Here is a 24,004-nt window from a genome sequence, read left to right as displayed (position 1 = left end):
ATCGGCACACTTGTGCAAAAAAAATGAAAAAACGCCAAGAAATTTGGCGTCATGAAAAATGAAGCTGTTTTTTTATCCTTTGATTCCCAATTTGCGCAAGCGATATTGCAAGCTTTGCCGACTGATTTGCAGCTCCTTGGCCGCCCGGGAAATATTGCCGTGGTAACGATCGACGACGTGGTGAATATAGGCGGTTTCGAACTCCTGCATCGTTTCTTTCAATGATTTTCCTTCTTCGATAAAAGGAAGCGAACGGGGCGGCGCTTGTTCGATCACGACGGCGCTTGCAGGGGAGCGGCGCAAAAAATGCAGCGGCAGATGCTCGTAGCGGATCATCGTCTCGTCCACCATCAAATTCATCGCGCCTTCGATGAGATGCTGCAACTCGCGGACATTACCCGGCCAGTCATGCTCCTGGAAAAATTGCAGGACATCCGCCGAGACACCCGCGACTTCCATTTGAAACAGCTCGTTGTACTTTTCGATAAAATGCGAGACGAGCATGGGAATATCTTCTTTGCGTTCCCGCAGCGGGGGCAAAAACAGCGTGACGACGCCGAGACGGTAGTACAAATCTTTTCGCAGGTGCGAATTGGCGATGGCCTCGACAGGGTCTTCGTTGATGGCGGCGATGATCCGCACGTCAATGGCCCGGTCTTTCGTGTCGCCGATGCGCCGGATCGACTTCTCCTGGAGGGCGCGCAACAATTTTGCTTGCAGAGGCATACTAAGCGAGTTGATTTCGTCCAGAAACAAAGTGCCGCCCTCTGCCTGTTCGAACAAACCGGGTCTTTCCACGGCTCCGGTAAAAGCGCCGCGTGCCGTGCCGAACAGCAAGCCTTCAATGAGGCTGTCGGGAAGCGCTGCGCAGTTTTGCGAAATAAGCGGGCCGGATGAGCGCAGACTGGCGTTGTGAATGCTTTGCACGAACAGTTCTTTTCCGGCTCCGGTTTCGCCGACGACGAGGACGGAGGAGGAGGTGCGCGCCGCGCGTTTGGCGTTTTCAATCACATCGAGAATCGGGCCGCTTTTGCCGATAATCTGCTCAAAGGTGTAGCGGGAGCCGTTTTTGGCAAGCAGGTTTTCCCTGATCAGCCGTTCCATCTTCGTCACATCGTTGGCAATCTCCATCGCGCCGATGATTTGCCCGTTTTCGATGATCGGGTACGTGTTGTTGATCGTCGTAATTTCTTTTTGCTTGTCATTGAAATACGTTTGCCGCGTATTGCGTATGCTATTTCCTGTTCGCAAGCAGGTGAGCAGCGTGCTCTCCTGACCGCTGTGGAATTGGAACACTTCCGACAGAGGCTTGTGCAGAACGTCTTGGCGGGCCATCGACTCCAGCTCGGTCATTTTCTGGTTGTACACAATCGTCGTGCCAGTGGCGTCAATCACGTGGACGCCCTCGTTCATTCTGTCCAGGATATGTTCGTAAATGCGCAAAAACGTGTCGAGGGAAGATTCTTGCCTTGAAGTCGACACAATGGGTCACCAGCCTTTCTTCGTGACAGTATCATATCATAGAACAGGCGATGTGCAAAATGTCTATGCACCTGCAAAATTATAAGGAAAACGCATGCAAAAAAATTTTGCTGAAAACGGATTCCATTGCGCCGTTTCGCACGTTTTTTATATTGGCATCATTCTTGCTTGATTAAGATTGGCAAGTGAAACCGAAGGAGGCTACCACCATGACGAAAACAAAAGTTGTCATTGATCAAACCGAAAAATACGGCGCACACAACTACCATCCGCTGCCGATCGTCATTTCCAAAGCAGAAGGTGTTTGGGTAGAAGATCCAGAAGGTAACAAATACTTGGATATGCTGAGTGCTTACTCCGCTTTGAACCAAGGCCATCGCCATCCACGCATCATTCAGGCGTTGAAAGATCAGGCAGACAAAGTGACATTGACTTCCCGCGCTTTTTACAATGACCAGCTGGGCGAGTTTTACGAAAAGCTGTCCGCATTGACTGGCAAAGACATGATCCTCCCGATGAACACGGGTGCGGAAGCAGTAGAAACCGCTCTCAAAGCTGTTCGCCGCTGGGCTTACGATGTGAAAAAAGTACCGGAAAACCAGGCAGAAATCATCGTCTGTGAAGGAAACTTCCACGGCCGTACCGTAACGATTACTTCTTTCTCTTCTGCGGAAGAGTACAGACGCGGCTTCGGACCGTTCACTCCAGGCTTCAAAATCATCCCTTACGGCGATATTGAAGCACTCAAGCAAGCGATTACACCAAACACCGCAGCATTCATGCTGGAGCCGATTCAGGGCGAAGCGGGCATTATCATTCCGACAGAAGGCTTCTTGAAGGAAGCACAAGCCGTATGTAAAGCAAACAACGTGCTGCTCGTGAGCGACGAAATCCAAACAGGCTTTGGCCGTACCGGAAAACTGTTCGCAAGCGATTGGGAAGGCGTCAAGCCAGACATGTACATCATGGGGAAAGCGCTCGGCGGCGGGGTATTCCCGATCTCTGCTGTAGCTGCTGACAAAGAAATCCTCAGCGTGTTCGAGCCAGGTTCCCACGGCTCCACTTTTGGCGGAAACCCGCTTGGTTGCGCAGTAGCGATTGCCGCTATGGACGTACTTGCCGATGAAGGTCTCGTGCAACGCTCCCTGGAAATGGGAACGTACTTCATGGAAAAACTGCGTGAAATCAACAACCCGATCATCAAAGAAATTCGCGGTCGCGGTCTGTTCATCGGACTGGAACTGACTACAGCGGCTCGTCCATATTGCGAGAAGCTGAAAGAACTGGGCCTCTTGTGCAAAGAGACTCACGAAACAACGATCCGCTTTGCTCCGCCGCTCGTGATCAGCAAAGAAGATCTCGATTGGGCAATCGATCGCATCAAGCAAGTGCTGCACGTATCGGAAACTGCAAACGCGTAAAAACAGAGCAAACAGCCATCCGGCGTCAAGGATGGCTGTTTTTTTATCGTTGGCAGCGCTGAAATCTATCCTTCAATCGTTCGACAAAATTCGACTACCTGTGGATAAAAGTGGAAGAAAAATCCACATAGGGAATCCCGCGTTTTTGTTTGTTACACACAGGCTGCCCACAAGTTACTCACAACATTTCCACATGCTTTGTGGATATCAGAACGGTTGTTCGATACTCTATCATCTGGTACAATGAACTCATACGACAGGATGGAGGTGAGCAAGGGTGAAATACTTGAGTGACCAAATGCTGATAGAAGTATATCATCGTGCTGTCGACCTTCAGCTAGATTCTGCTTTTATTGAACTGCTTCGCGAAGAGATGCAGACACGAAACATTCGCATCACACAGGTCAGCGCCTGAGTGCACAGTGCAACCACAACACATAAGACCTAAACGACAAAGCCATCCTTGGCCATGAGCAGTCCTCCTGATTGATGGGAGCGACTGTTCAGTTAGAGGATGGCTTTTTCTTTCTTTTTTCAAAAACAGTGCCGTGCGGGATCAGGCAGAAAAAAACTCCAGTGCCGTGATTCCGGTAATCGGCGCTTCCTTGTTGAGCAGAACTTCCGGCAAGTAAAAGTAAACCGGCCCGTCTTCTTTAATCGGTTTTCCGGCCTTGGCAAACTGCAAAATCGCCCGTCTTGCTTCGGAAATCGGCAGGACGATCGGCTCCTGGTTTTCGCGATGAAGCCGGACATGGGTGGCTTCAGGCAGCGGAGCGGCGTTAGTGATGAACGGATCGAGCCGAATCCCGTAGTCGCCTTCCAGCACTTTGCGCTCCTCGGCCAAGCTTTTGCGCTCGGACGGCAGCTGGGCGCCTTCGCGCAATTCCTTGTCCCACTGTGTTCCTGTTCCTTGCAAATATTGCATTTGTTTGGACAAAGCAGGGTCGTCTTCACCCGTGTACGCGTTCAAATCAAACTTGCGATCGTCGAACACCCAAACAGTCGGGTCCAAAGTGATGGGGTAAGTTACGGCCCCTTTAAACACGATAACATCAGACATGATGCATACCTCCGTCATCTTTCTCAATCATCTAGCATTTTACTATACCTTTTTGAAAAAGGGCAAACGATGCTTTCGCCTCACGCTTGGACAATCTTGCCAAGAGGGGGTATGCTGGACATAGTTGTAAAAATAAAGGACAAAATGGCCGGAAGCTTTCGGATATGCGGGAGGGGACAACGTGTACGACTTTGATGCGAGAATCGAGCGAAGAGGGACAGACAGTGTAAAATGGGACATTGACAATCCAAAAGTCAACGGAGAAGGCGTGCTGCCGATGTGGGTGGCCGACATGGACTTCGCATGTCCCAAGGAAGTGACGGAAGCGATCACGCAGCGGGCGATGCACCCGATCTACGGGTATCCGCTGAAAAGCGCGGCTTTTTATGAAAGCTTGCAGGAGTGGATACAGAGACGGTATGGAGTAGAGGTGCAGACGAGCTGGATGACGGGCATTCCCGGTGTGATTCCTGGCATTCATGTGGCGATAGAGGCATATACATCACCAGGGGAGCGCGTCCTGATCCAGACTCCCGTGTACCATCCGTTTTTTCATGCGGTGGAAAATCGCGGCAGGCAAGTCGTGCGCAGCTCCTTGGTGGAGCAAAATGGGCATTATGAGATGGACTGGGATGATTTGGCGAACAAGCTGAGCGATCCACGGGTAAAGCTGATGCTTCTGTGCAGTCCGCACAATCCGGTTGGACGGGTCTGGACGAGGCAGGAGCTTGTGCGATTGGGCACGCTCTGCGTGGAGCACGGGGTCGTCGTCGTGGCGGATGAGATTCACGCCGATCTGGTCTATGAAAAAGGCAGCCACGTTCCGTACTACTCGCTGCCAACGGAGCTGGCGAGGCAGAGCGTCACGTTTTTGGCGGCATCGAAAACATTCAATCTGGCAGGATTGTTTACTTCCTACCTGTTGACGGAAAATCGCCAATTGCTGCGTGACTTTGCCGTGACGGCTTCGCGAATGGGCTGTGAAAATGTGAACCTGTTCGGGATGGAGGCGACGATTGCTGCCTATCGCTACGGGGAGCCGTGGCTCGAAGCCTTGCTTTCCTACTTGCACAAAAACGCGACTTATATGAGCCGCTTTTTGGCCGAGCACGTGCCAGCGGTTCGCATGCCGGTTCCGCAAGCGACGTATTTGGGCTGGATGGACTTTCGCAGCCTGGGACTGAAACAGGCCGAGTTGAGCAGCCTGCTTCGGGAGAAAGGCAAGCTCGGCTTTCAGGACGGCCTTGTGTTCGGCCAGGAAGGGGAAGGCTTCCAGCGCGTCAACTTTGCTTGCCCTCACTCTGTCGTAGTGGAAGCGATGGAGCGGCTGAAGCGGGCGATCGTGGAATAGCGTCCCACAATTTGACAGCCGACGCATTCAAATCTACAATCTATTCATATGCATCACGAGTATGGATAGAGGGGATAACAGATGGACATCGAGAGTGCATCCAATCAATTGGCCGAGAAAGTACAAGCGGCCAGCGAATATACAGGACAAGGCAAGGTAGCAGCATATATACCCGAATTGGCAAAAGTAGACGCGCGCATGCTGGGCGCGGCCGTCTGTATGCCGGACGGGACGATTGTATCAGCGGGAGACGCGGATGTTCCCTTCACCCTACAGAGCATTTCGAAAATTTTCTCGCTGGTCGTCGCCCTGTGCCAAAACGGACACAAGCATGTATTTGAGCGGGTGGGCAAGGAGCCTACAGGCGACCCGTTCAATTCGATTATCAAGCTGGAGACGATCAAGCCGCACAAGCCGCTCAACCCGATGATCAACGCCGGGGCGATCGCGGTTGCGGGAATGATCCAGGGCAATGGCGTAGAAGAGCGTCTGGACGCGATTCTGGGCCTGCTGCGCAGCGTTACGGGGAATCGTGGGCTGTCTGTCAATGAAGCGGTTTACCGCTCGGAAAAGCGGACGGCTGACCGCAATCGCGCGCTCGCCTGGTTTTTGAAGGACAGCGGAGTGCTGACCACGGATGTGGAAGAGACGCTTGATCTGTACTTCCGTCATTGCGCCATCGAGGTAACGGCAAAAGATGTGGCGAGATTGGGCATGGTGCTCGCCGCCGATGGCATTATCCCTCATACAGGCGAAAGAATCATTCCACGAGAAGTTGCCCGCATCTGCAAGACTTTCATGGTGACTTGCGGGATGTACAACGCATCCGGGGAGTTTGCCATCGATGTCGGGATTCCGGCGAAAAGCGGAGTGGCTGGCGGCATTATGGCAGCTGTGCCGCAACGGATGGGGATCGGCGTGTTCGGCCCTGCTCTGGATGAAAAAGGAAATTCGGTTGCCGGAGTCAAGTTGCTTGAGCTTCTCTCACAAGAATGGAATCTTGGTATCTTTTAGCTTCTTGCAGTTGATCTAGCTTCTCCCCTTTTCAAATGGCCCAGAATCGCGTACTATGTATGATAAGGATGGAGGCAAACGGAGGGATAGGTTTTGACAGAAATTAAAGTTCCTGACTTGGAACAGAAAGCGCTAGCACTGCTTAAAGCGGACGCAGACAAGATTTACAAGCTAATCGACGTGCAGATGGAAAACCTGACCATGCCGCAGTGCCCACTGTATGAAGAAGTGCTTGATACACAAATGTTCGGGCTTTCCCGTGAAGTAGAGTATGCAGTGCGACTTGGACTGATTGGTGAAGAAATCGGCCGTGATATCATGGGTTCACTGGAGCGCAAGCTGGCGACTCTCCATGAACTGTTCAACCAAAAGTAAGGCGAGGAGAGCGGTGATCATCCTCGCTTTTCGTTTTTTTTTGAAAAAAGTCTTGCCTATTTGTGTTGTATATATTAAATTTAACACTAGCATTTCAATAACAACTAAAATGCAATGACGGAGACCAGTACACGAATGACATCGCTTGACAGGGAGAAGCTGCCGAAGACTGCAAGCAGCTTTGAAGTGAGCCTCGTGAAATTCCCTCCAGAGCAGCCCTTTGAACGGCGCAGGCCAAGTAGGAGGAAACGGGTCATTCCGTTAACGATGAGCAAGTGAAGTGCCGGGAACGTCCTATGTTCTTGGTGCTTAATCAGGGTGGTACCGCGAACAGACTCGTCCCTTTTTTGGACGGGTTTTTTTATATTTAGCCGACCCCCTGCATAGGAAAATAGCGACGAAAGAGAGTAGTATACGAAAGTGCTGCCTGACAGGGAAGCGCCGCCACAGACTGAGAGCGGCCGCAGGAATAGTCTTCGTAGAATTCACTCTGGAGCTGACCTCTGAACGCATGGCGCCGCTAGTAGGAGAGTCCGGGTCATACCCGTTATCAATGACGAGGAGAGGCATGTCTTTTGGAAAAAAGGCGATGCCTAACTAGGGTGGTACCGCGAGAACGAACAACTCGTCCCTTTTTGGGGCGGGTTTTTTTTATTCCATTGGAACAAGATGTATGTATAGTTGAGGAGTGATTGATCATGAAAAATCAAACAGAGCAATGGACGAGCCGCCTCGGTTTTATTTTGGCCGCGGCTGGCTCGGCGATTGGGCTGGGGGCGATCTGGAAATTCCCGTACATGGTAGGGACGAGCGGGGGAGGAGCATTTTTTTGTCTGTTTCTGATTTTTACGCTCGTCATCGGTTTGCCGTTGTTGCTCGGTGAATTTGTCATCGGCCGCAGTACGCAAAAAGAAGCGATCAGCGCCTATCGCGCGATTGCGCCGGGTACTTTGTGGCATTGGATCGGTCGGCTTGGAGTCGTGACGTGCTTTTTGCTGCTGTCGTTTTACAGTGTCGTCGGGGGCTGGATTCTTACTTACTTGCTGCGCGGGGTGACGGGGCAACTGATGGGTGCTTCGTACGAGCAACTTTTCGGAGAAGTCATTTCCGCTCCATTCGGTTCTGTTGCCGCCCAGTTCGTGTTCATGCTGATCACGGCCTGGGTCGTGGCGCGCGGCGTGCAGAGCGGGATCGAATCCGCGAACAAATACATGATGCCGGCCTTGTTTATTCTTTTTCTCGTCCTGATGTTCCGTTCTCTGACATTGCCGGGAGCGATGGAGGGCGTGTCGTTCTTCCTCCGTCCGGACTTTTCCAAGCTGAGTGCGGAATCGATCTTGTACGCGCTGGGCCAATCGTTTTTCTCGCTCAGCGTCGGGGTATCCGTGATGGTGACGTACAGCTCGTATTTGGCGAAAAACGAAAGCCTTGTCCGTTCCGCAGGCTCGATCGTCGGCCTGAACCTTTTCGTCTCCCTGTTTGCCGGACTGGCGATTTTCCCTGCGGTTTTCTCGCTCGGCATGGAGCCGACGGCTGGGCCAGGTCTGCTGTTTATCGTTTTGCCATCCGTGTTTGAAAAGATTACGTTCGGCGGCTTTTTCCTGTTGATCTTCCTCGCCTTGTTCCTGTTTGCTACGCTGACCTCGGCTTTTTCCATGCTGGAGATCATCGTCGCGTCTCTGACAAAAGGGAACGAAGCAAAAAGAAAGCGGCTGTCCTGGATCATCGGGCTGCTCATTTTCATCGTCGGAGCGCCTTCCGCCTTGTCGTTTGGCGTGTGGAGCGACATCAAGCTGTTTGACAAATCGATTTTCGACGCGTTCGATTTTCTCGTCAGCAACATTTTGATGCCGCTCGGGGCTTTGCTGATCGCGATTTTCGTCCCGCTGAAAATGAAGCGGGAAGTGCTGATCGAGGAGCTGCGGGCTGACCATTCCCCGCTCAGCAAACGATTGTTTGTCATCTGGCTGCTGCTGTTGAAATACGTTTCCCCGCTGGCGATTGTGCTGGTGTTCATGCAAATGCTCGGGATCTGGTAACATCCATTCACGAAAAAGGAGTGCAACGGCGTCAACTGCCGCATGCACTCCTTTTTTAGTGAAGCTGACTTTTCCTAGATTCCCGTTACGGGGAACGACGAAAGTTATGCGCGATCTCTCGTCAAGCGAAGAAAAAGGCTGTACCCAAAATAATGTACACCGTAAGCAAAAGCACCCCTTCGAACCAGTTGGTCGCTCCGTCTTTCGTGATCGAGATCGTAATGAACGTGGCGACTCCGATGGCGGCCAGTTCAAATGGCGTAAACACGATGTCCATCGGATTGCCGAGCAACAGGCTGACCAAAACGAGTGTGGGCGCCACGAACAGCGCGATTTGCAGGCTGGAGCCGATGGCGATTTCCACGGCAGCGCCGATCCGTCCTTTCATGGCGAGCAACAGGGCAGCACTGTGCTCGGCGGCGTTTCCGATGATGGCGATGACGAACGCACCGACGAACAGCTCGGACCAGCCAAGCGAATGGGAGACGTGCTGGACGCCGTGCACAAGCCACTCGGAGACGACGGCGACAAACACGGTCGAGATGGCGAGCATCAGGATGGAGACGCCTTTTGACCAGACCGCGTCGCTTTCGTGCGGCTCGATATCGGACAAAAAGTCGCTGTGCGTAATCATCGAGAAAATCAGCCAGAGAACGTAGGCGATGATCAGCAAAATCGCGATGACGATGCTGAGCGTCTCAATTTTCACAGGCGGCAGCTCTCTCATGAAGACGGCAGGGATAAACAGCGCGACGATCGCCAGCGTCATCAGCGAAGCGTTGTGACCAGCGAGTCTGCTGTTGAAGTTTTGCTCCTTGTACTTGAGTCCGCCAAGCAACACGCTGAGTCCGAGCACGAGGAGCATGTTGCCGATAATCGCCCCGGTAATCGATGCCTTGACCATGTCGAACAAGCCTTCCTTGACGAGGAAAAAAGCAATGATAAGTTCTGCGGCGTTGCCAAAAGTAGCGTTCAAAAACCCGCCGATCCGGTCACCGGCGTAATGCGCGACGCTTTCCGTCGATTTGCCGAGCCAGGCCGCGAGAAAAATAATCGCCAGGGCGGAGGTAGCAAATTGGAAAAACTCGTTTTCTGTGAAGTAGTGCGCGAAGGCAGCCAGCAGCACAGATGCTCCGACGAGCGAAAAGAAAAGTCGTAAATTCATGTGATCACCTCAGATGCAGAATCAAATTACTTACCTACCTATTGAATCATACCAGCATTGTCTTCCTTTTTGTACCAAAAAGTTGGTGCCTGCGCGGAATTAGGAAGATAGGTATAGAGTTCCTCTTCTGACAGAAACTAAACGATGAAACAAGACAGGGAGGTGCTTTTATGACCAAGCCGATGCTTTGTCCTACATGCAAGTCAAACCGGATGCGCTTTACGATCATCGAGCAAGTACCGCGCTACATGCGTCTCGACCCGCAAACAGGCGAGGTGGTTCAGCAACTGTCGAGCGAGGAGCTGGACATTTTTCATCAGCCGTATAAAGGCGACTCATACATGATCCAGTGTGGAGTGTGCGGCACGACGGAATCAGAAGAGCGCTTTGTCAAAATGGCAGAGCATATGCAGACCCAGCGTTCGCAATGAACGCAGTTTCTGCGGACAAAAGGGAACAGGCACGCAGTCTTGTTGACTGTAGTGCCTGTTTTCGTGTTTCGGGCTTATCGGCAGAAGATGTGCCGGCCGATTTTTTTGATTTGCGGGCGGCTCCAAATCCAGCCGGATGTGGCTGTGTCCGGGTTGAAGTAGTAGATGGCTCCTCCGGTTGGGTCCCAGCCTTTCAGCGCATCGTTGACCGCTTTTTTGGACTGTTCGTTTGGGGTCAGCCAAATTTGTCCGTCCGCTACGGCAGTGAATGCGCGAGGCTCGAAGATTACTCCGGCTGGCGTGTTCGGGAAGGCGGGGTTTTTCGTCCGGTTCAAGATGACCGCCGCAACGGCTACCTGACCGATGTACGGCTCGCCGCGAGATTCGCCGTATACCGCATTTGCCATCAGCCGCAAGTCGTTGGCTGATATGTTGGCGGCGTGGTACGTCTCTTTTTTCGGATTGCTTGGCGCGGGTGCGCTTGGAGCCGCCTGCGACGCGCCCAAATCCGCAGCGGTTGGCTTGTAGTTTTTGGTGGCATTGTACAGCTTCACTTTCGTTTTCGGCCCCAAAACGCCATCTACGGGCAAACCAAACTCATACTGAAAGTTGCGGAGTGCCCAGTAAGAGCGCCAGCCGAAAATACCGTCAACCGTTCCGGTGTAAAACCCTAAATGCTTGAGACGGTATTGCATTTCGCGAACATCGCTTCCTTCTGTGCCGACTTTGACGACTTGTTGGCTGAATGCGTCAGAACGCAGCGGGGAAGCCATGACGGCGGTGGTGACGACGATTGCTACTGCTGCCAGTGCGATCAGCCATTTCACAGGCTGCTTCATTTTTGATCCTCCTTTGGGAATGTGCTTATCAGCTGATGATAATTGTTAGGTTCTCCAACTTTCGACAAGAGGCCCTAGTAAAATATTGGAGAATGCGTACACTACCATTGACTTTTCGCTAACGAAGAATGGAGGAGTAACGATGCTTGTGGCGCAATATCTTTCCAGGCAGCTCGCCGAATGGGGAGTCAAACGCATTTACGGAGTGGCCGGGGATGGCATTTTTGCCTGGCTGGATTCACTGGGGAAGCAGTCAGAGCTGCAATATATCGCATGCAAACACGAGTCTGCCGCCGCGATGATGGCGAGTGCGGAAGCGAAGCTGACTGGCAAGCCGGCGGTATGTACCGCGACGATGGGGCCGGGATTTGTCAATCTGCTCAATGGATTGGCGGACGCGCATACAGACCGCGTTCCTGTCATCTCCATTACCGGACAAGTCGAGACAGCCAAGCTCGGGGGAGGCTACAAGCAGTATGTGGCGCAGGAAGACATGATTCGCCCGATCAGCTGCTATCAGGCGACGGTGACTGAACCAGATGCCGTGGGCGAGGTGCTCCATCGCGCTTTTGTTTCCGCCGCGCAGCAAAAAGACGTCGCGCATCTGTCCATTTGCAAAAATGTGTTTGCCGAAAAAACGCAAGCGACAATCCTTCCGTCATTGCCACGCATCCCGCGCGTGCTGGGTGATCGCGTAGAGATCGAATCGGCGGCTGACCAGATCATGCAGGCCAAAGCGCCGCTCGTTTTGCTCGGGATTGGCGCGCGGCAGTCGGCGGCACTTTGCTTGCGGTTCGCTGAACAGCTTGGGGCCGGGATTGTTTTGTCTTTGGGGGCAAAAGGGGCCATCGACGAGTCGCATCGACTTGTGTTGGGCGGCTTGGGTGAAGGGGGAAGCGAGGGGGTGCTGCAAGCGCTTGACGAAGCGGATTTGCTCGTCATTTTGGGGGCGAGCTGGTTTCCGAAAGAGTTTATTCCGAAGCATCTGCCGATTATTCAGGTCGATCATGCTGCTACGTCTATGCATGCACAGCCGAAGCTGCTTTCCGTCACTGCCGATCTGCTGGACGTATTGCCGCTGTGGCTTGCCCGTTTAAAAAATCGTCAGCGTGGCGAAGCTTGGGAACAGAGAGTAGAGAGCTGGCATGAGCAGCTTTGGGCGGAAAATGAGCAAATCAGCAAGGCGTCATCGCCCGACGAAGCGGTGAAGCCGGAGTTGTTATTGCATACAGTAGGGCGAATGGTGGCGGAGGACGCGATTGTGGCGCTCGATACCGGAGAGCATACGATCTGGTTTAATCGCGCATTTCGCGCAGTCAGGCAGTACCCGCTGTTTTCCGGGAAGTGGCGCACGATGGGCTTCGGCCTGCCAGCCGCGATTGCGGCCAAGCTCGCTTTTCCCGACAGACAAGTCGTGTGTGTGACAGGCGACGGCGGACTGCAAATGAACCTCGCGGAGCTGATGACGGCGGTGGAGCAGCAGCTTGCGATCACGCTGATCGTCGTCAACAACCAGACGCTCGGCTTGGAGGAGTTGAAAATGAAGCAGGAAGGCTACGGCTCCTTCGGCGTGAGGCTGACAAATCCAGACTTTTGCCTGTGGGCCAAGGCGTGCGGGGCTGACTCCGTGTCGGTGCGCAGCGCTGCGGAGCTGGAGCCGGCTTTGCAGCAAGCGCTCGCCAGCAATCGTTTGACACTGCTTGACATTCATTGCACCGCTCCGACATTAACCGAGAGAAAAAAACAAATCCCCTTCCAAGCCCAAGCATGATTTGTTTATAATGAAAGAAAAATCAGATAACACGGGAACAGCCGTTATCATTCGGTCAAAAGAGGAGGGCATCCTGATGGCTGAAAGACTGGGCGAGATCAGAGTGGCCGATCAAGTGATCGCGATCATTGCCGCTGTGGCAGTAGAGGATGTATTGGAGATTTCGGTGAGATCCGGCGGTTTGTATCAAGATTTGGCGAAAAAGCTGAATGGCGGTGCAAAAGGAATCACGGTAGCGGTAACGGAGGACAGGGTCATCATTGACATGCGGGTATCGGTCCGTTACGGATCGCAAATTCATCACGTTTGCCACACGCTGCAAGAAAAGGTGAAAGAAGCGGTGGAGAGCTTGACCGGACTGTTTGTGGATGCGGTCAACGTGCATGTGGAGACCGTCGATATTAGCAAATAAAAACGACCTGCGCAACAGCAGGCCGTTTTTTCTTTGGAGACGAATAGGCGCCCTACATCGAGTACGGCTGTTTTTTCATCTGTTCTTCCAGCTTTTGGCGGCTGACCTCACGTGATACGCTCAGCAAGAAGCCTGTCGAGATCAGACAAACGAGCAGGGATGACCCCCCGTAGCTGATAAAAGGCAGCGGCACGCCTGTCAGCGGGATCAGTCCGGTTACGCCACCGATATTCAAGATCGCCTGCAAGGCAATCATCGTGACGACACCGATTCCGGCCAAGCTGGCAAACGTGTCTTTGACGCGCAGGCAAATATGGATGCCGCGCAACAAAAACAGCAAATAAACCAGCAAAAACAAGGAAGCGCCGATGAAGCCAAGCTCCTCAGTAATGATCGAGAAAATAAAGTCGGTATGCATCTCGGGCAAGTACAAATACTTTTGGATGCTCTTCCCGAAGCCAGTCCCGGACAATCCTCCGTGAGCGATGGCGATCCACGACTGAATGATGTTGTACCCGGTTCCGCTTGGATCGTTCCAAGGATTGAGGTAAGAGTTGATCCGGTTCAAGGCGTGAGACTTCGTCGTGATGTAGGCAAGCAAGGCGACGGTGACAACCGGACCGCCGAGGCCGATCAGATGACGAAGTCTGGCCCCGCCGCAGATCATCACAACGAGAGCACTCCCGAGCAAAATGGCGGCGGACCCGAGATCGGGCTGCACGACAATCAGGAGAAAAAACAAACCTGTGACCATGAGCGGCGGCAGCAAACCTGACTTGAGTTTGCGTACACCTTCTCCTTTTTTCGAGAGAATGGCCGCCAGGTACAAGATCAGGCCAAGCTTGGCAAACTCTGCTGGTTGCAGGTTGGATGAGCCGATTTGGAACCAGGACCGCGCTCCCTTGATATTGACACCGATTCCCGGAATCAGTACGAGCACGAGCATGAAGAAGCTCACCATCGCAATCAGCAGGAAATTGCGTTTGTAAAAGGAGAAGGGAATATTCATGGCGACCAGCATGCCGACGACACCGATCAGGAGGAAGCGAATTTGCCGCTTCACGAAATACAGCTCGTCCCCGTTGCAATAGGAGCAGCCATTGGCTGTGAAGCTGGTCAGGGCGAAAATGGAGCTTGAGCTAAGCACCATGGTAATACCAAACCCGACAATCAGGGCAGTTAAAAACAGGAGCAGGAAGTCAGGTACGCCCCTCGTCTTCACGGTAATACCCCCTTCTACGTGAAACAGAGAGGGGATACCTCTCTGTATCGCAAGACATTTTCATTTTGAAATTAGTGCGAGGAAAGCTTTTCGCCGAGCATTTGCAGTTTCAGCTTGGCAGTTTTTACAACGGAATCAGGCATTGGATAGTCGTAGTCCAATCCGTGTGGGAAAAGGTGTTTGCCCATGTACGGCTCATCCAATTTCAGGACAGCGTGGGAATCTTCCAGCTTGCCTTCGGTCACGTTTGCTTCGATGCGCAGGTAGTAAACGTTTCCTTTATCTTGGATTTTATAATCGTATGTAGCGTGCTTGTAATCCCAGGCGCCACGATCAAAGCCGAGTTCGCTCATGTAATGTTCCAGATCAGCGAAAAAAACTTCTTTCGTGCCAATCCCCGTGTCCTTGATAACCATTCTTTTTCCTCCTACAAATGGTGAGATTTTCACTTATTAATGATAGTCTGTTTTTGGAAGAAGCGCAATGCATAACTCTGTTCCGCCACGATCTTATCATACCCTTTTGCAGCGCATGAAATGAGAGCAGAGAGGACACACTACAACCGTTCATTAGCAAACAGCAAAAGGAGGAGAACAAGATGGCGAAAGTGGAAAACCGCACACTGCGCGAAATTATGACCAAAGATGTCGCAACGGTGACGCTTAAGGATAATGTGTACGAAGTAGCTTGCAAAATGCGCGACTGGAACGTCGGTGTCATTCCGGTTGTCGATGAAAAGAACGATGTGATCGGGGTAATTACGGATCGCGATATCGTCATTCGCGGCCTGGCCGAGAAGCATGAAGGCTCGACGGCGACAGAGGTCGTCATGACCAAGGACATCGTTCTCGGCCAGCCGGGCATGACGGTCGATGAAGCAGCAAAAATCATGGCTGAGCACCAAATTCGTCGCCTGCCTGTCGTAGAAAACGGCAAGCTGGTCGGGATTGTCGCGATTGCGGACATGGCGATCCGCCAAGTTCACCACGATGAGGCGAGCGATGCGCTTCAGGAAATTTCCGAGCCTGCCCGCCACTAACAGGCGGATACAAGAGAAGCAACCTGAGAAAAAGCTGCCGCACAGGCAGTTTTTTTCGTTTTTTCCCTGTACATTGACGCAACGGTAAGGTATATGATACCGATAAGAAGCTGACAGGGAGAGAAATGCATGCTGATCAATGATATGGCGCGCAGGCTGCAAATTACGCCAAGAGCGATTCGTTATTATGAAGAAAAAGAGCTGATCAAGCCAGCCAAAGCAGATGAGTCCGGGTATCGTCATTTTACCGAAGAAGATGTATGGCGATTACAAACGATCATCACGCTGCGCGAGGTCGGCATGTCGATTGACGATATACGCGAGCTGCTCTCGCAAATGAAGGAGCAGGAAGGCAGTCTGCTGCATTATCTGGACCTCCAGCGCTCTTTCATGTACACGCGATGGGTGGAAATGGCCAAAGTCATCCAGACGACAGAAGCGATGATCGAGCGGATCGGACACAGTCAAACGATCGATCCAGCCGAGCTGTTCGAGCTGGCTGAGGCGAACAAACGGTTGCGGCAGTCCCGCGACAACTGGGTGGATCGCTGGAATTTCAACCAGATCGCCAACTATTACGACGACTGGGTCACCAGCGAATCGCAAAGCTTTAACGCCCACCAATCATACGAGACAGTGCTGGACGAGGTCGTCGCCGCACTTGGCCCGATTCACGGGGAGATCGGACTGGACGCAGGCACGGGTACAGGCAATCTCGCCAAACGGCTGGTCAGCCAGGGAGCGATCATGAGTGGCTTTGACCAGTCGCCGCAAATGCTGAACCGTTGCCGCAGCAAACTGCCTGCCATGGAAACGAAGCTCGGCACCTTTTTCGCCTTCCCGTTTCTGGAAAATCGCTTTGATTTTGTGGCGACGAGCTACGCGCTGCACCATCTCGACGATGAGCAAAAGCTGCTCGCCTTGGCGGAGTGCCGCCGTGTACTGAAGCCGACAGGGCGCCTGGTGATCGCGGATTTCATGTTTGTGGATGAAGGGCACAGGCAGGCGCACATCGCTGAGCTGACCAGAGAAGGCAAAGACGAAGCGATCATGCAAATCCACGATCGGTTTTACGCCGATCGCTCCCGGTTGCTTGCAGAGCTTGACGCTCTCGGCTTTCAAATCGAGGCGAAGCAACTGACCGTCTACACGCATTTGCTCATCGCCAGACTGCGCTAAAACATTCCTTTACTTTTGGGCTCTTCCAATCGCTGACACGTGCCTAGCCTTCTGCATAGGCTGTAACGAGAAGGAAAGGAGGACTCCACTATGGGTCTGTTCGATGGCTTTTTTGATCGCGATAACGATGAGTTTCTGTGGATTATCATTGTCGTGGTTGTTCTGCTGTTTTTGTTTAGCGCCGATCGTGACTAAGTCTGTACGTATAGACAAAACGACCTTGTGGAAGGTCGTTTTTTTCGGTTTGGCATCTGCCGGGCACAGACGCTGGGAAGCGCGCAGAGAATTTGCCTGGGACAAGCTTTTGCGAGCAAGCTGCGAAAATTTGTAACCTTTTCCAAACTCATGCGAATAACCCAGTGAGCAACAAAAAACAACATTCACCATTCAGGAGGCAAGGAAAATGAAAAAATGGAACAGTGCCGTCATGTCAATTGTCGCTGCAACCCTTTTGGCAGCAAGCCCTGCATGGGCAGTTCAAGCGAGCGCGAAGTCAGCCGACAGCTCGGCAGCACAAGCCCAGGGAGCCGCGCAGCAAACGATCGCGAAACTGGAAAAGCTTCTGCCGTACATGGAGCAGTTGCCCGTTGAAAAAGTGAGTCTGGATGAGGACAGTGCCGTCATCGTCGTCGAGCGCAGAAAGCTGGAAGAAGATAAAGAGGCGGCGATGACCATTTATTTGAACAAGCAAACAGGCAGCATTCAGAGCTTCGAATATGCAGCGGATGATGCAGGCGACGAAGAGCTGTCGCCCGACGAGCAGAAGAAAAAAGCGGACGTGTTTTTGCGCGAGCTGCTCGGTGATGTTGCGGAAGGCTACCAGTTCGACGCCAAACGGTCCGAAGAACTAGGAACACCAAGTTATCAGCTCGTAGTAAACGGCATTCCGTTTTTTGAGCGCAACTTGCTCGTCAGCGTGAACGGAAACGGCGAAGTGTCAGGGCTGATGGCGAATGCCGCAAGCAATCCGCTGTCTTCCGCAAACTTGCCGAAGAAAGAAGAGGCCATCTCTGTAGCGCAAGCCGAGAAAGCAATTGCCGAGCGGATGACACCTGCGTATCGTTTGCAAAAAGACGGCAAGAGCATGATGCTGACCTATCATGTGTCCTGGTCGGGCATGCTCGATGCCAAAACCGGACAGTCGGTAGAGACGCAGCACTCGCAGTTTTACTATGAACCCGATCTTTCTGGTGCCCTCCTTCCCGTATCGTCGCAGGGCAAGACTTTGACGGCAAAAGACAAAGCGGAAGCAGCGGCATTGCTGAAAACGATCATCGGCTTCAACACAGAGGACGCTACTTACGTGGAGCGGGCTGCGGAAGATACGCCAGAGGGCAAGGTGCAAAACTATGTCTGGAAAAAGGGAACATTCGTTGCGAACGTATCTGTTAAAGCAGCAACCGGACAAGTCATCGATGTGAGTCTGGAACCGAGCCAATATGTGGAGCCAAAGCAGAAAGTAACCGTGGAAGCAGCGAGGAAAGCAGCCGTGCAGGTGCTGCAAGTCTACTTGGACAAAGAGACGAAAGCGGTAGCGTTAGATGCAAGCTCCTATCTGAAAGACCCGAACGCTTACCGCTTCACTTTTTATCGCACGCAAAACGGTTTGCCCGTCTTAAACCATGCTTATCAGGTGACGATCGACAAAGAAACGGGCAAAGTGATCGGACTGTTCGGTGAATTTTCCAAACCGGCAAATGTGGCCTATCCCGATCCGGCCAACATCGTTCCGCGCGAGCAAGCAGCCAAGGAGTATTTGAAACATCATCCGCTGAGCCTGGTCTATCTGGAGCCAGTATTGGATGGCAAGCGTCAGCCGAATCCGCTGCTCGTGTACAAGTCTGCGAAGAGTGAAAGTGTACAGGAATATGTGGATGCCGTGACAGGAAGCAGTATCCCTCGGAAATAGTTTACAGATAGAGCATGTGCCTGCCCTTTCGCGGAAGCGGGCAGGCGCACCTTTTAGGGATGGGGAGACGGAGGAAACCCAATGAACGAAACGTACGAAGCGCGGATTGCGAACCTGGTCGACACGTACTACCAGGATGTCTTCTATTTCCTCTATCATTTTATCGGGAATCGGAGCGACGCCGAGGACATCACCCAGGAAGTCTTTATACGAGTGTTGCAAGCATTGCCGCGGTATGACGGAAGAGTCCGGATGAAAACATGGATTTTTTCCATAGCGAAACATGCGGCAATCGACCTGTATCGCCGCCGGAAATTTCAACGTTTTTTTGCGGATTGGTGGTTCAGCGAGTTGCCAGCCAAGGATGGCTTGCCGGAAGAGCTGTTTGTAGAAAAAGAACGGGACCAAGAGCTGAAACAGGCGATTCTCGCGCTTCCGCCCAAATATCGTCTGGCTATTATTTTACGTTCCATCAAAGGGTGCAGCATAAAAGAAACAGCGGAAATTCTCGGCATATCCGAATCAAAAGTAAAAGTGGACTATCATCGCGCGATCAAGCTGATTCAAAAACAGTTGAACGTGCGAACAGCAGGTGAGGGGGGAAAGCATGTATTGGGAAGATGACGAGTTCCTGCATGAACGCATGAAAAGACTTGGCGGGAATGTACCTGCACCGCGAACAGAAGAAATCAAGCGGCTGCATGGGGTGTTGTCCAAACAGGCACGAGAGATGGACAGGCGCAGCAAAATGAGCAGGACGGCAAGCTGGACGCTGCAGACGGCTGCTTTTTTTGCCCTGGTTGTATGGGGCACTTCTCTGGCGTTTCCTTCCGTGAAACAGGAGCTGCCTGGCAATTCGGAGCAGGCGAAGCCCTCCTACGAAACCGTGAATCCGCCGTCTGCACAGAAAACTTCTCCGCTGGAACGAGAAAAGGACGGGAAAGCTGCTCAGGAAAAGGAACAGCAGGCGAAGCCAACTAAGCAAAAGGCGACAGAGACACGAACAGAAACGAGAAAGCAGACTGTCCCGCCGACGAGTCAAACCGTCGCGCCAGCCGAGCCGTATGCAGCAACAGCCGATGGCAGCGCAACCAAAAAGGCGGCGGCCTATTTGGAACAGTTGATCGGAGCCGAGCAGCGTCAGTACAAGCTGGTCGAATCGCTTGCCGATCCGAAGCAAAACCAGCACGTCTTTGTGCGTCAAGTAAACGGGCTTCCGTTTCTCAACGAGCATTACACGGTCGGGTTGGATGAGCGCAACAACGGGAAGGCAATTGCGGCCAAGCAGATTCAAGGAGGCAAATGGAGCGAGCAGCTTTTCCCTGATCCGGCTGCTGCCATCGGAAAAGCGGAGGCCGAAACGATTCTCGTCCAAGCATTGACGCCTTATTTTGCCGGGACGCAAACGAGTGGCTACGATCCGGCTCTGATGGGCTTCCTCGATGCGCAAAGCGGGCAGTTGATCGGCATTGACAAGGCACACGACTCGTTGCGCGGCAAAACGTACAAGCTGGATGCCGAGCGGACAAGCTGGAAGGTGACGACGGAAGACGAGGCTGTGCAGTTGGTGGCGAGCGAGTTTGGCTTGACGGTGGAAAAAACGTTCTGGCGGGCGGAGAACGACTTTTTGGACACGCGCAACTATCGGTGGCGCTTGGAGAACGGCGGCAGCATCGCGCTAAAAACCGTTTCCTCCACGGGAGAGGTCGTGGAACTGGAGTACAAAAGTCTGCCTGCTGCTTCTGACAGGACAACCGCTCCCAAAGATGCTGCGGCAGCGACACAGACAGCGGCTTCGTTCCTGCAACATTACCTCGCTGCGGAAGTGACGGGCTTGCAAGTCATGGAAGTCGAACAGGACAAACTGGCTTACCGCATTTATTTTCAAGCGTTGCCCAAAGCAAATGACGCTGCTGCCTTGCCTGTCTACACCGTTACGGTCCAAGCAGCGACTGGTCAAGTTGTCGGGTTTCAGAAGACGCCGCCGAAACAGGAGCAGGCTGCGCACAAACCAAACCAGCAAGCAAGCGCTGTCGAAGCCGCCAAACAGTACGTAGAGCGCCATCCCCTGCAATTGGCTTACGTCTGGATCAAGGGCGAGACGGCCCCTTCCCTGGTTTACGTTCCGCTGGAGCGAGATATGCTGTCTGATTATATCGAAGAGTAGAACAGGCAGGGCTTTGCTTGAAAATTGTGGGGGAGAATTATAAAATCATAAAAATCGCAATCGCGTAAAACTGACACGTTCTGGGTCAGTTTTTTCGCGTGTCAGACGGTTTTTACGAAAGCAGTCATAACGAGAAGCAATGCGGAAGAGGAGAAGACAAAATGAAACAAAAGCTAGTGATGTACCTGTTCGCGGTAGCGCTTTTGCTTGCGGCTTGTTCCGCAACAGAAGGACCAAAGGCAAACGGGGAAATGACGGCGACCGTCAAACGCGTGGTCGATGGAGATACGTTTGAGCTGGCGAGCGGGGAAAAGGTGAGGATGATCGGAGTCGATACACCGGAAACGGTCAAGCCTAACCATCCCGTCGAACCGTACGGCAAGGAAGCGAGCAATTACACGAAAGAGCTGCTGACGGGCAAAAAGGTCACGCTCAAGTTCGATGTAGAGCCGTACGACAAATACCAGCGGCTGCTCGCTTACGTGTACATGGAAGACGGGACGTTCGTCAACGAAAAGCTGGTGCGGGAAGGGTATGCGCGGATTATGACCATCCCGCCGAATGTGGCCCAGGCCGATTTGTTTTTGACCGCAGAGCGGGAAGCGCGGGAAGGCAACCGCGGGCTGTGGGGGCTGGATGTAGGCGAGCAGGGTGCAGACGCCAAGGACGCAGACAAAAAAGCGGCAGGCAAAAAGGACAAAGCCAAGGATGAGTCCAAAGCGCAGCCGAGCAAGTCCGCGGACAGCGACACCCCGCCAGAGGGCAAGGCGATCAAAGGCAACATCAACGCCAAAGGCGAGAAAATTTACCATGTTCCCGGCTCTGCCAGCTACGAGCAAACGAAGGCGGAAATGTGGTTTGCCACAGAAGAAGAGGCGCAAGCAGCAGGGTTTCGCGCTCCGAAACGATAGTCTTTGTCTGGGCAAGCCGTAAAGCGCTAGGGGGCAGGGCATGAACATAAAGCGGATTGCGATTTTGAGTGCCGTTGTAATAGCAGTGATCTGCGTCAATATGCTGTCGTTATTTGACTGGGATCACGATCCGGTAGCCAAACAAGGAGTCATGGATTTGCGCGGGTGGACGGAAGGCGCAACAAAGCCGCTCAAGCTCAAGGGAGAGTGGGAGTTTTATCCGGGCCAGCTCCTTTCGAGGCTACCGGAAAATCAGCCTGCCAGCTTCCCATACATTCAGGCCCCTGGAAATTGGGGGCCAAGCTTGAATGCTGACGATGCCCGCAGCGCCATAGGCTACGGGACGTATCGGTTAACCGTGGTGATGGATGCCGAGCAAGCCGGGCAGATCGCTTTTCGCGTACCGCTGATTCGCTCTGCCCATCGGTTAATCGTTGATGGCCAGGAGATTGGCGCGAAAGGAATTGTGGTCACAGACCCGGCGCAATATTTTGGACAAGCTGTTCCGTATGTCGCGTGGAAAAAATCGAGAAAGAGCGCTTCGATATTTTCGTTCAAGTCGTTAACTTTGACCATGCCGTAAGCGGAGGCATCATTCAGCCGATCAGCATGGGGCCTGTTGCTGCAATCGTAGGGGAACACCAGCGAATCGCTGCACTTGATTTTGCCATTCTCGTAGTATATTTGCTGTTTACCTTGTATTTCGGACTTCTCCATTTTTTTTTGATCGGAAAAATAGCTGGGAGTGGCTCTCCCTGTTTTTCTTTTTTCTAGCGGTTGTTGTATCGGTGAATAGCACCAAATGGCTTTCCTACTTGCTGCCGTTTCTTTCTTTTCACGCAACTGTGACGATATACTGGATTGCCAGGATCGGACTGAATTACTGTGTGTTCATATTCGTCTATCGTCGCTGCCAGCGGCGAGTAGACAAGTGGCTCAAAAAGTTGGTACTGCTTATAAGCTGCGCATTTATTGGCATGATCCTCGCGTTTCCGCCTGACCAGGCGACGCAGTACATAGCAGCGTGGAATCTTGTCTCTACCTTGATGTATATTTTCATACTCGTTCTGCTCATTTGGAGCTTGCGAAGCAAAGAGGAGGGGGCCTGGTATGAGTTTCTGGCTTTTTGTCTGTTTGCAATCGGAAGCTTTGTTGAACGCGCTAATCATTTTTGGAATCACGGAACAAGGCGGCTGGTACTTCTTTCAAAACTTCAGCTTCCTCGTAGTCATTTCTTTTTTGTTCCTGCAACAAGTCATTCTCGCCTACCGCAAGACCGAGAAGATCACACAGGAAATGCTGCTTGTCGACAAGTTCAAAAATGAATTTATGGCGAGCATTTCCGAGCAAATGGTAACGCCGCTCAATGCGACGATCAGCATTGCAGATGCGAGATTGCATGAGGACGACAAACTGACGCCTGACCAGAGGCATGACCTGCGGATTATCACTTCTGTAGGCTGGACGATCAGAAGCATGGTCAATGACTTGCTCGACTTTTCCCGCTTGCGCAACAAAACTATGCTACTGCAAGTTTGACCGATTGACTTTCGCTCAGTGGTCAACGAAGGAATCGAGAGGCTGTACTACCTTGGCTTTGATCACAGCGTCTTGTTCGAGAACAAGATTCCTTTGGGGTTTCCGCCCATTTTAGCGGATGAGGAGAGAATGGATCAGCTGCTCATGAGCATTTTGATCCACGCTCAAAAGAAAGTGATTCGCGGGAAAATCATCATTGAGGCGAGCGTAAAGGAGCCGTTTGCCGACATCTCCATCCGGTTGCAGGGCGAGGGAATGACGGAGTGATAACGGTTCACGCTGATTCTCCTGAAGATGTCGTATACCGCCTGGCTATTCCATTGGCGAATACAGGACAGCAAGAGGTTTCGCGAAAGCTTGTTGAAGCTGCGCTGCCGAAGCCAACGATGCGAGCCGATCGTGTCAGCGCTGCGCCGAGCAGCGAGGAAGCATTGGCGGAAGCGGAAATTTTAGTCGTGGATGACGACGCCCTGAATTTGAAAGTGCTGTTGAAACAACTCTCCCTCGATCAGTACCGGGTGACGACAGCGCGGGATGGACGGGAGGCTATGCAAATTCTGGGAAACAGGATGAAAATACGCTTAATTCCATTGCGTCGCTGAGTCGGAGTGAACCTGACCGGATGGCTTCCTTGTTAAATGAATTTGGGCAATATTTGCGGGAGAGCTTCGGTTTGAG

At 52.5% G+C, this 24,004-nt stretch carries 24 protein-coding genes, 2 pseudogenes and 2 other annotated features; of the genes and pseudogenes, 20 read left to right on the top strand and 6 right to left on the bottom strand.

Annotated elements, in window-relative coordinates:
- Positions 1–72: 72 nt before the first annotated feature.
- Positions 73–1,413 carry a sigma-54 interaction domain-containing protein gene (locus IRJ17_RS21435; protein ID WP_229049948.1) on the bottom strand — a complete coding sequence of 447 codons (1,341 nt, stop codon included), beginning with the start codon at positions 1,411–1,413 and terminating at the stop codon, positions 73–75.
- A gap of 278 nt (positions 1,414–1,691) precedes the next feature.
- Between IRJ17_RS21435 and IRJ17_RS21430 the strand changes: the two genes are divergently transcribed.
- Together IRJ17_RS21430 and sda are read left to right on the top strand one after the other, a co-directional pair.
- Entirely contained in the window at positions 1,692–2,903 is a 1,212-nt protein-coding gene (locus IRJ17_RS21430) for an ornithine--oxo-acid transaminase (protein WP_122965773.1), read from the top strand.
- A 277-nt stretch (positions 2,904–3,180) separates the two neighbouring features.
- Entirely contained in the window at positions 3,181–3,318 is a 138-nt protein-coding gene (gene sda / locus IRJ17_RS21425; RefSeq protein WP_063230759.1) for a sporulation histidine kinase inhibitor Sda, read from the top strand.
- A gap of 141 nt (positions 3,319–3,459) precedes the next feature.
- Here the strand turns inward: sda and IRJ17_RS21420 are convergent, their stop codons facing one another.
- Positions 3,460–3,963, bottom strand: a complete 504-nt coding sequence (locus IRJ17_RS21420) for a hypothetical protein (RefSeq protein ID WP_122965774.1) — start codon at positions 3,961–3,963, stop codon at positions 3,460–3,462.
- Positions 3,964–4,144: 181 nt separating this feature from the next.
- Here IRJ17_RS21420 and IRJ17_RS21415 point away from each other — a divergent pair, with 181 nt between their 5' ends.
- The 4 genes from IRJ17_RS21415 to IRJ17_RS21400 all read left to right on the top strand — a co-directional run bounded on the left by IRJ17_RS21415 (position 4,145) and on the right by IRJ17_RS21400 (position 8,742).
- On the top strand, positions 4,145–5,314 hold the full coding sequence (locus IRJ17_RS21415) for a MalY/PatB family protein (protein ID WP_122965775.1): 1,170 nt from the start codon (positions 4,145–4,147) through the stop codon (positions 5,312–5,314).
- 81 nt (positions 5,315–5,395) lie between these two features.
- The gene (gene glsA / locus IRJ17_RS21410) at positions 5,396–6,328 is read left to right on the top strand and encodes a glutaminase A (protein WP_122965776.1); all 933 of its coding nucleotides are present in this window, start codon (positions 5,396–5,398) and stop codon (positions 6,326–6,328) included.
- Between the two features lie 93 nt (positions 6,329–6,421).
- Complete coding sequence (locus tag IRJ17_RS21405) at positions 6,422–6,703, top strand: Fpa/YlaN family protein (protein WP_063230762.1); 282 nt, start codon at positions 6,422–6,424, stop codon at positions 6,701–6,703.
- A gap of 105 nt (positions 6,704–6,808) precedes the next feature.
- Positions 6,809–7,050, top strand: a binding site (T-box leader).
- A 41-nt stretch (positions 7,051–7,091) separates the two neighbouring features.
- Positions 7,092–7,339 (top strand) — a binding site (T-box leader).
- A 62-nt stretch (positions 7,340–7,401) separates the two neighbouring features.
- Positions 7,402–8,742: a sodium-dependent transporter gene (locus tag IRJ17_RS21400; RefSeq protein ID WP_122965777.1), complete on the top strand. Its 1,341-nt coding sequence runs from the start codon at positions 7,402–7,404 to the stop codon at positions 8,740–8,742.
- 121 nt (positions 8,743–8,863) lie between these two features.
- On the opposite strand, the gene cax is transcribed toward IRJ17_RS21400, so the two are convergent.
- Complete coding sequence (gene cax / locus IRJ17_RS21395; RefSeq protein ID WP_063230764.1) at positions 8,864–9,907, bottom strand: calcium/proton exchanger; 1,044 nt, start codon at positions 9,905–9,907, stop codon at positions 8,864–8,866.
- 170 nt (positions 9,908–10,077) lie between these two features.
- On the opposite strand from cax, the gene IRJ17_RS21390 reads away from it, so the two are divergent.
- A complete protein-coding gene (locus IRJ17_RS21390) occupies positions 10,078–10,338 on the top strand; it encodes a hypothetical protein (RefSeq protein ID WP_122965778.1) in 261 nt (86 codons plus the stop codon).
- Between the two features lie 74 nt (positions 10,339–10,412).
- Here IRJ17_RS21390 and sleB read toward each other — a convergent pair.
- Positions 10,413–11,063 (bottom strand): annotated as a pseudogene (sleB, locus tag IRJ17_RS21385) (spore cortex-lytic enzyme); the annotation flags it as partial.
- A 256-nt stretch (positions 11,064–11,319) separates the two neighbouring features.
- Here sleB and IRJ17_RS21380 point away from each other — a divergent pair.
- The gene (locus IRJ17_RS21380) at positions 11,320–12,948 is read left to right on the top strand and encodes a thiamine pyrophosphate-binding protein (protein ID WP_242771838.1); all 1,629 of its coding nucleotides are present in this window, start codon (positions 11,320–11,322) and stop codon (positions 12,946–12,948) included.
- Positions 12,949–13,024: 76 nt separating this feature from the next.
- Positions 13,025–13,360, top strand: a complete 336-nt coding sequence (locus IRJ17_RS21375) for an Asp23/Gls24 family envelope stress response protein (protein ID WP_173595731.1) — start codon at positions 13,025–13,027, stop codon at positions 13,358–13,360.
- A 52-nt stretch (positions 13,361–13,412) separates the two neighbouring features.
- Here IRJ17_RS21375 and ftsW read toward each other — a convergent pair whose 3' ends face one another.
- Both ftsW and IRJ17_RS21365 read right to left on the bottom strand, forming a co-directional pair.
- Positions 13,413–14,582 carry a putative lipid II flippase FtsW gene (ftsW, locus tag IRJ17_RS21370; RefSeq protein WP_122965782.1) on the bottom strand — a complete coding sequence of 390 codons (1,170 nt, stop codon included), beginning with the start codon at positions 14,580–14,582 and terminating at the stop codon, positions 13,413–13,415.
- Positions 14,583–14,653: 71 nt separating this feature from the next.
- Complete coding sequence (locus IRJ17_RS21365; protein WP_063230770.1) at positions 14,654–14,998, bottom strand: YugN family protein; 345 nt, start codon at positions 14,996–14,998, stop codon at positions 14,654–14,656.
- A 182-nt stretch (positions 14,999–15,180) separates the two neighbouring features.
- On the opposite strand from IRJ17_RS21365, the gene IRJ17_RS21360 reads away from it, so the two are divergent.
- The 11 genes and pseudogenes from IRJ17_RS21360 to IRJ17_RS21315 all read left to right on the top strand — a co-directional run bounded on the left by IRJ17_RS21360 (position 15,181) and on the right by IRJ17_RS21315 (position 23,928).
- Positions 15,181–15,621, top strand: coding sequence for a CBS domain-containing protein (locus IRJ17_RS21360; RefSeq protein WP_063230771.1), 441 nt, complete (start codon positions 15,181–15,183; stop codon positions 15,619–15,621).
- A 129-nt stretch (positions 15,622–15,750) separates the two neighbouring features.
- Positions 15,751–16,800 carry a MerR family transcriptional regulator gene (locus tag IRJ17_RS21355; protein ID WP_122965783.1) on the top strand — a complete coding sequence of 350 codons (1,050 nt, stop codon included), beginning with the start codon at positions 15,751–15,753 and terminating at the stop codon, positions 16,798–16,800.
- Between the two features lie 403 nt (positions 16,801–17,203).
- Positions 17,204–18,709, top strand: coding sequence for a YcdB/YcdC domain-containing protein (locus IRJ17_RS21350; protein ID WP_242771836.1), 1,506 nt, complete (start codon positions 17,204–17,206; stop codon positions 18,707–18,709).
- A gap of 81 nt (positions 18,710–18,790) precedes the next feature.
- Positions 18,791–19,333: an RNA polymerase sigma factor gene (locus IRJ17_RS21345; RefSeq protein WP_173595734.1), complete on the top strand. Its 543-nt coding sequence runs from the start codon at positions 18,791–18,793 to the stop codon at positions 19,331–19,333.
- The gene (locus tag IRJ17_RS21340; RefSeq protein WP_242771834.1) at positions 19,317–20,876 is read left to right on the top strand and encodes a hypothetical protein; all 1,560 of its coding nucleotides are present in this window, start codon (positions 19,317–19,319) and stop codon (positions 20,874–20,876) included. Before IRJ17_RS21345 ends, IRJ17_RS21340 begins: the two co-directional genes overlap by 17 nt.
- A gap of 161 nt (positions 20,877–21,037) precedes the next feature.
- Positions 21,038–21,787: a thermonuclease family protein gene (locus tag IRJ17_RS21335; RefSeq protein ID WP_173599173.1), complete on the top strand. Its 750-nt coding sequence runs from the start codon at positions 21,038–21,040 to the stop codon at positions 21,785–21,787.
- 40 nt (positions 21,788–21,827) lie between these two features.
- The gene (locus IRJ17_RS21330; protein WP_242771832.1) at positions 21,828–22,370 is read left to right on the top strand and encodes a hypothetical protein; all 543 of its coding nucleotides are present in this window, start codon (positions 21,828–21,830) and stop codon (positions 22,368–22,370) included.
- Between the two features lie 97 nt (positions 22,371–22,467).
- Positions 22,468–22,881 (top strand): annotated as a pseudogene (locus IRJ17_RS28360) (hypothetical protein); the annotation flags it as partial.
- 16 nt (positions 22,882–22,897) lie between these two features.
- Positions 22,898–23,326: a histidine kinase dimerization/phospho-acceptor domain-containing protein gene (locus IRJ17_RS21325; protein WP_242771830.1), complete on the top strand. Its 429-nt coding sequence runs from the start codon at positions 22,898–22,900 to the stop codon at positions 23,324–23,326.
- Positions 23,327–23,455: 129 nt separating this feature from the next.
- Positions 23,456–23,593 carry a hypothetical protein gene (locus tag IRJ17_RS21320; RefSeq protein WP_173595738.1) on the top strand — a complete coding sequence of 46 codons (138 nt, stop codon included), beginning with the start codon at positions 23,456–23,458 and terminating at the stop codon, positions 23,591–23,593.
- Positions 23,590–23,928: a response regulator gene (locus IRJ17_RS21315; RefSeq protein WP_173595739.1), complete on the top strand. Its 339-nt coding sequence runs from the start codon at positions 23,590–23,592 to the stop codon at positions 23,926–23,928. Before IRJ17_RS21320 ends, IRJ17_RS21315 begins: the two co-directional genes overlap by 4 nt.
- Positions 23,929–24,004 lie beyond the last annotated feature (76 nt).

Source organism: Brevibacillus parabrevis (assembly GCF_022701015.1).
GTDB classification, from domain to species: domain Bacteria; phylum Bacillota; class Bacilli; order Brevibacillales; family Brevibacillaceae; genus Brevibacillus; species Brevibacillus parabrevis.
The sequence above is the reverse complement of the archived record's forward strand: the minus strand, read 5'-3'. Positions and strand labels throughout refer to the sequence as shown.

Bases quoted from the DNA above. Each gene is read 5' to 3' on its own strand.
- IRJ17_RS21435 (WP_229049948.1), bottom strand. From the start codon at position 1,413: ATGAACGAGGGCGTCCACGTGATTGACGCCACTGGCACGACGATTGTG.
- IRJ17_RS21430 (WP_122965773.1), top strand. From the start codon at position 1,692: ATGACGAAAACAAAAGTTGTCATTGATCAAACCGAAAAATACGGCGCA.
- IRJ17_RS21420 (WP_122965774.1), bottom strand. From the start codon at position 3,963: ATGTCTGATGTTATCGTGTTTAAAGGGGCCGTAACTTACCCCATCACT.
- glsA (WP_122965776.1), top strand. From the start codon at position 5,396: ATGGACATCGAGAGTGCATCCAATCAATTGGCCGAGAAAGTACAAGCG.
- IRJ17_RS21400 (WP_122965777.1), top strand. From the start codon at position 7,402: ATGAAAAATCAAACAGAGCAATGGACGAGCCGCCTCGGTTTTATTTTG.
- cax (WP_063230764.1), bottom strand. From the start codon at position 9,907: ATGAATTTACGACTTTTCTTTTCGCTCGTCGGAGCATCTGTGCTGCTG.
- IRJ17_RS21390 (WP_122965778.1), top strand. From the start codon at position 10,078: ATGACCAAGCCGATGCTTTGTCCTACATGCAAGTCAAACCGGATGCGC.
- IRJ17_RS21380 (WP_242771838.1), top strand. From the start codon at position 11,320: ATGCTTGTGGCGCAATATCTTTCCAGGCAGCTCGCCGAATGGGGAGTC.
- IRJ17_RS21375 (WP_173595731.1), top strand. From the start codon at position 13,025: ATGGCTGAAAGACTGGGCGAGATCAGAGTGGCCGATCAAGTGATCGCG.
- IRJ17_RS21365 (WP_063230770.1), bottom strand. From the start codon at position 14,998: ATGGTTATCAAGGACACGGGGATTGGCACGAAAGAAGTTTTTTTCGCT.
- IRJ17_RS21360 (WP_063230771.1), top strand. From the start codon at position 15,181: ATGGCGAAAGTGGAAAACCGCACACTGCGCGAAATTATGACCAAAGAT.
- IRJ17_RS21355 (WP_122965783.1), top strand. From the start codon at position 15,751: ATGCTGATCAATGATATGGCGCGCAGGCTGCAAATTACGCCAAGAGCG.
- IRJ17_RS21350 (WP_242771836.1), top strand. From the start codon at position 17,204: ATGAAAAAATGGAACAGTGCCGTCATGTCAATTGTCGCTGCAACCCTT.
- IRJ17_RS21345 (WP_173595734.1), top strand. From the start codon at position 18,791: ATGAACGAAACGTACGAAGCGCGGATTGCGAACCTGGTCGACACGTAC.
- IRJ17_RS21340 (WP_242771834.1), top strand. From the start codon at position 19,317: ATGTATTGGGAAGATGACGAGTTCCTGCATGAACGCATGAAAAGACTT.
- IRJ17_RS21335 (WP_173599173.1), top strand. From the start codon at position 21,038: ATGAAACAAAAGCTAGTGATGTACCTGTTCGCGGTAGCGCTTTTGCTT.
- IRJ17_RS21330 (WP_242771832.1), top strand. From the start codon at position 21,828: ATGAACATAAAGCGGATTGCGATTTTGAGTGCCGTTGTAATAGCAGTG.
- IRJ17_RS21325 (WP_242771830.1), top strand. From the start codon at position 22,898: ATGAGTTTCTGGCTTTTTGTCTGTTTGCAATCGGAAGCTTTGTTGAAC.
- IRJ17_RS21320 (WP_173595738.1), top strand. From the start codon at position 23,456: ATGGATCAGCTGCTCATGAGCATTTTGATCCACGCTCAAAAGAAAGTG.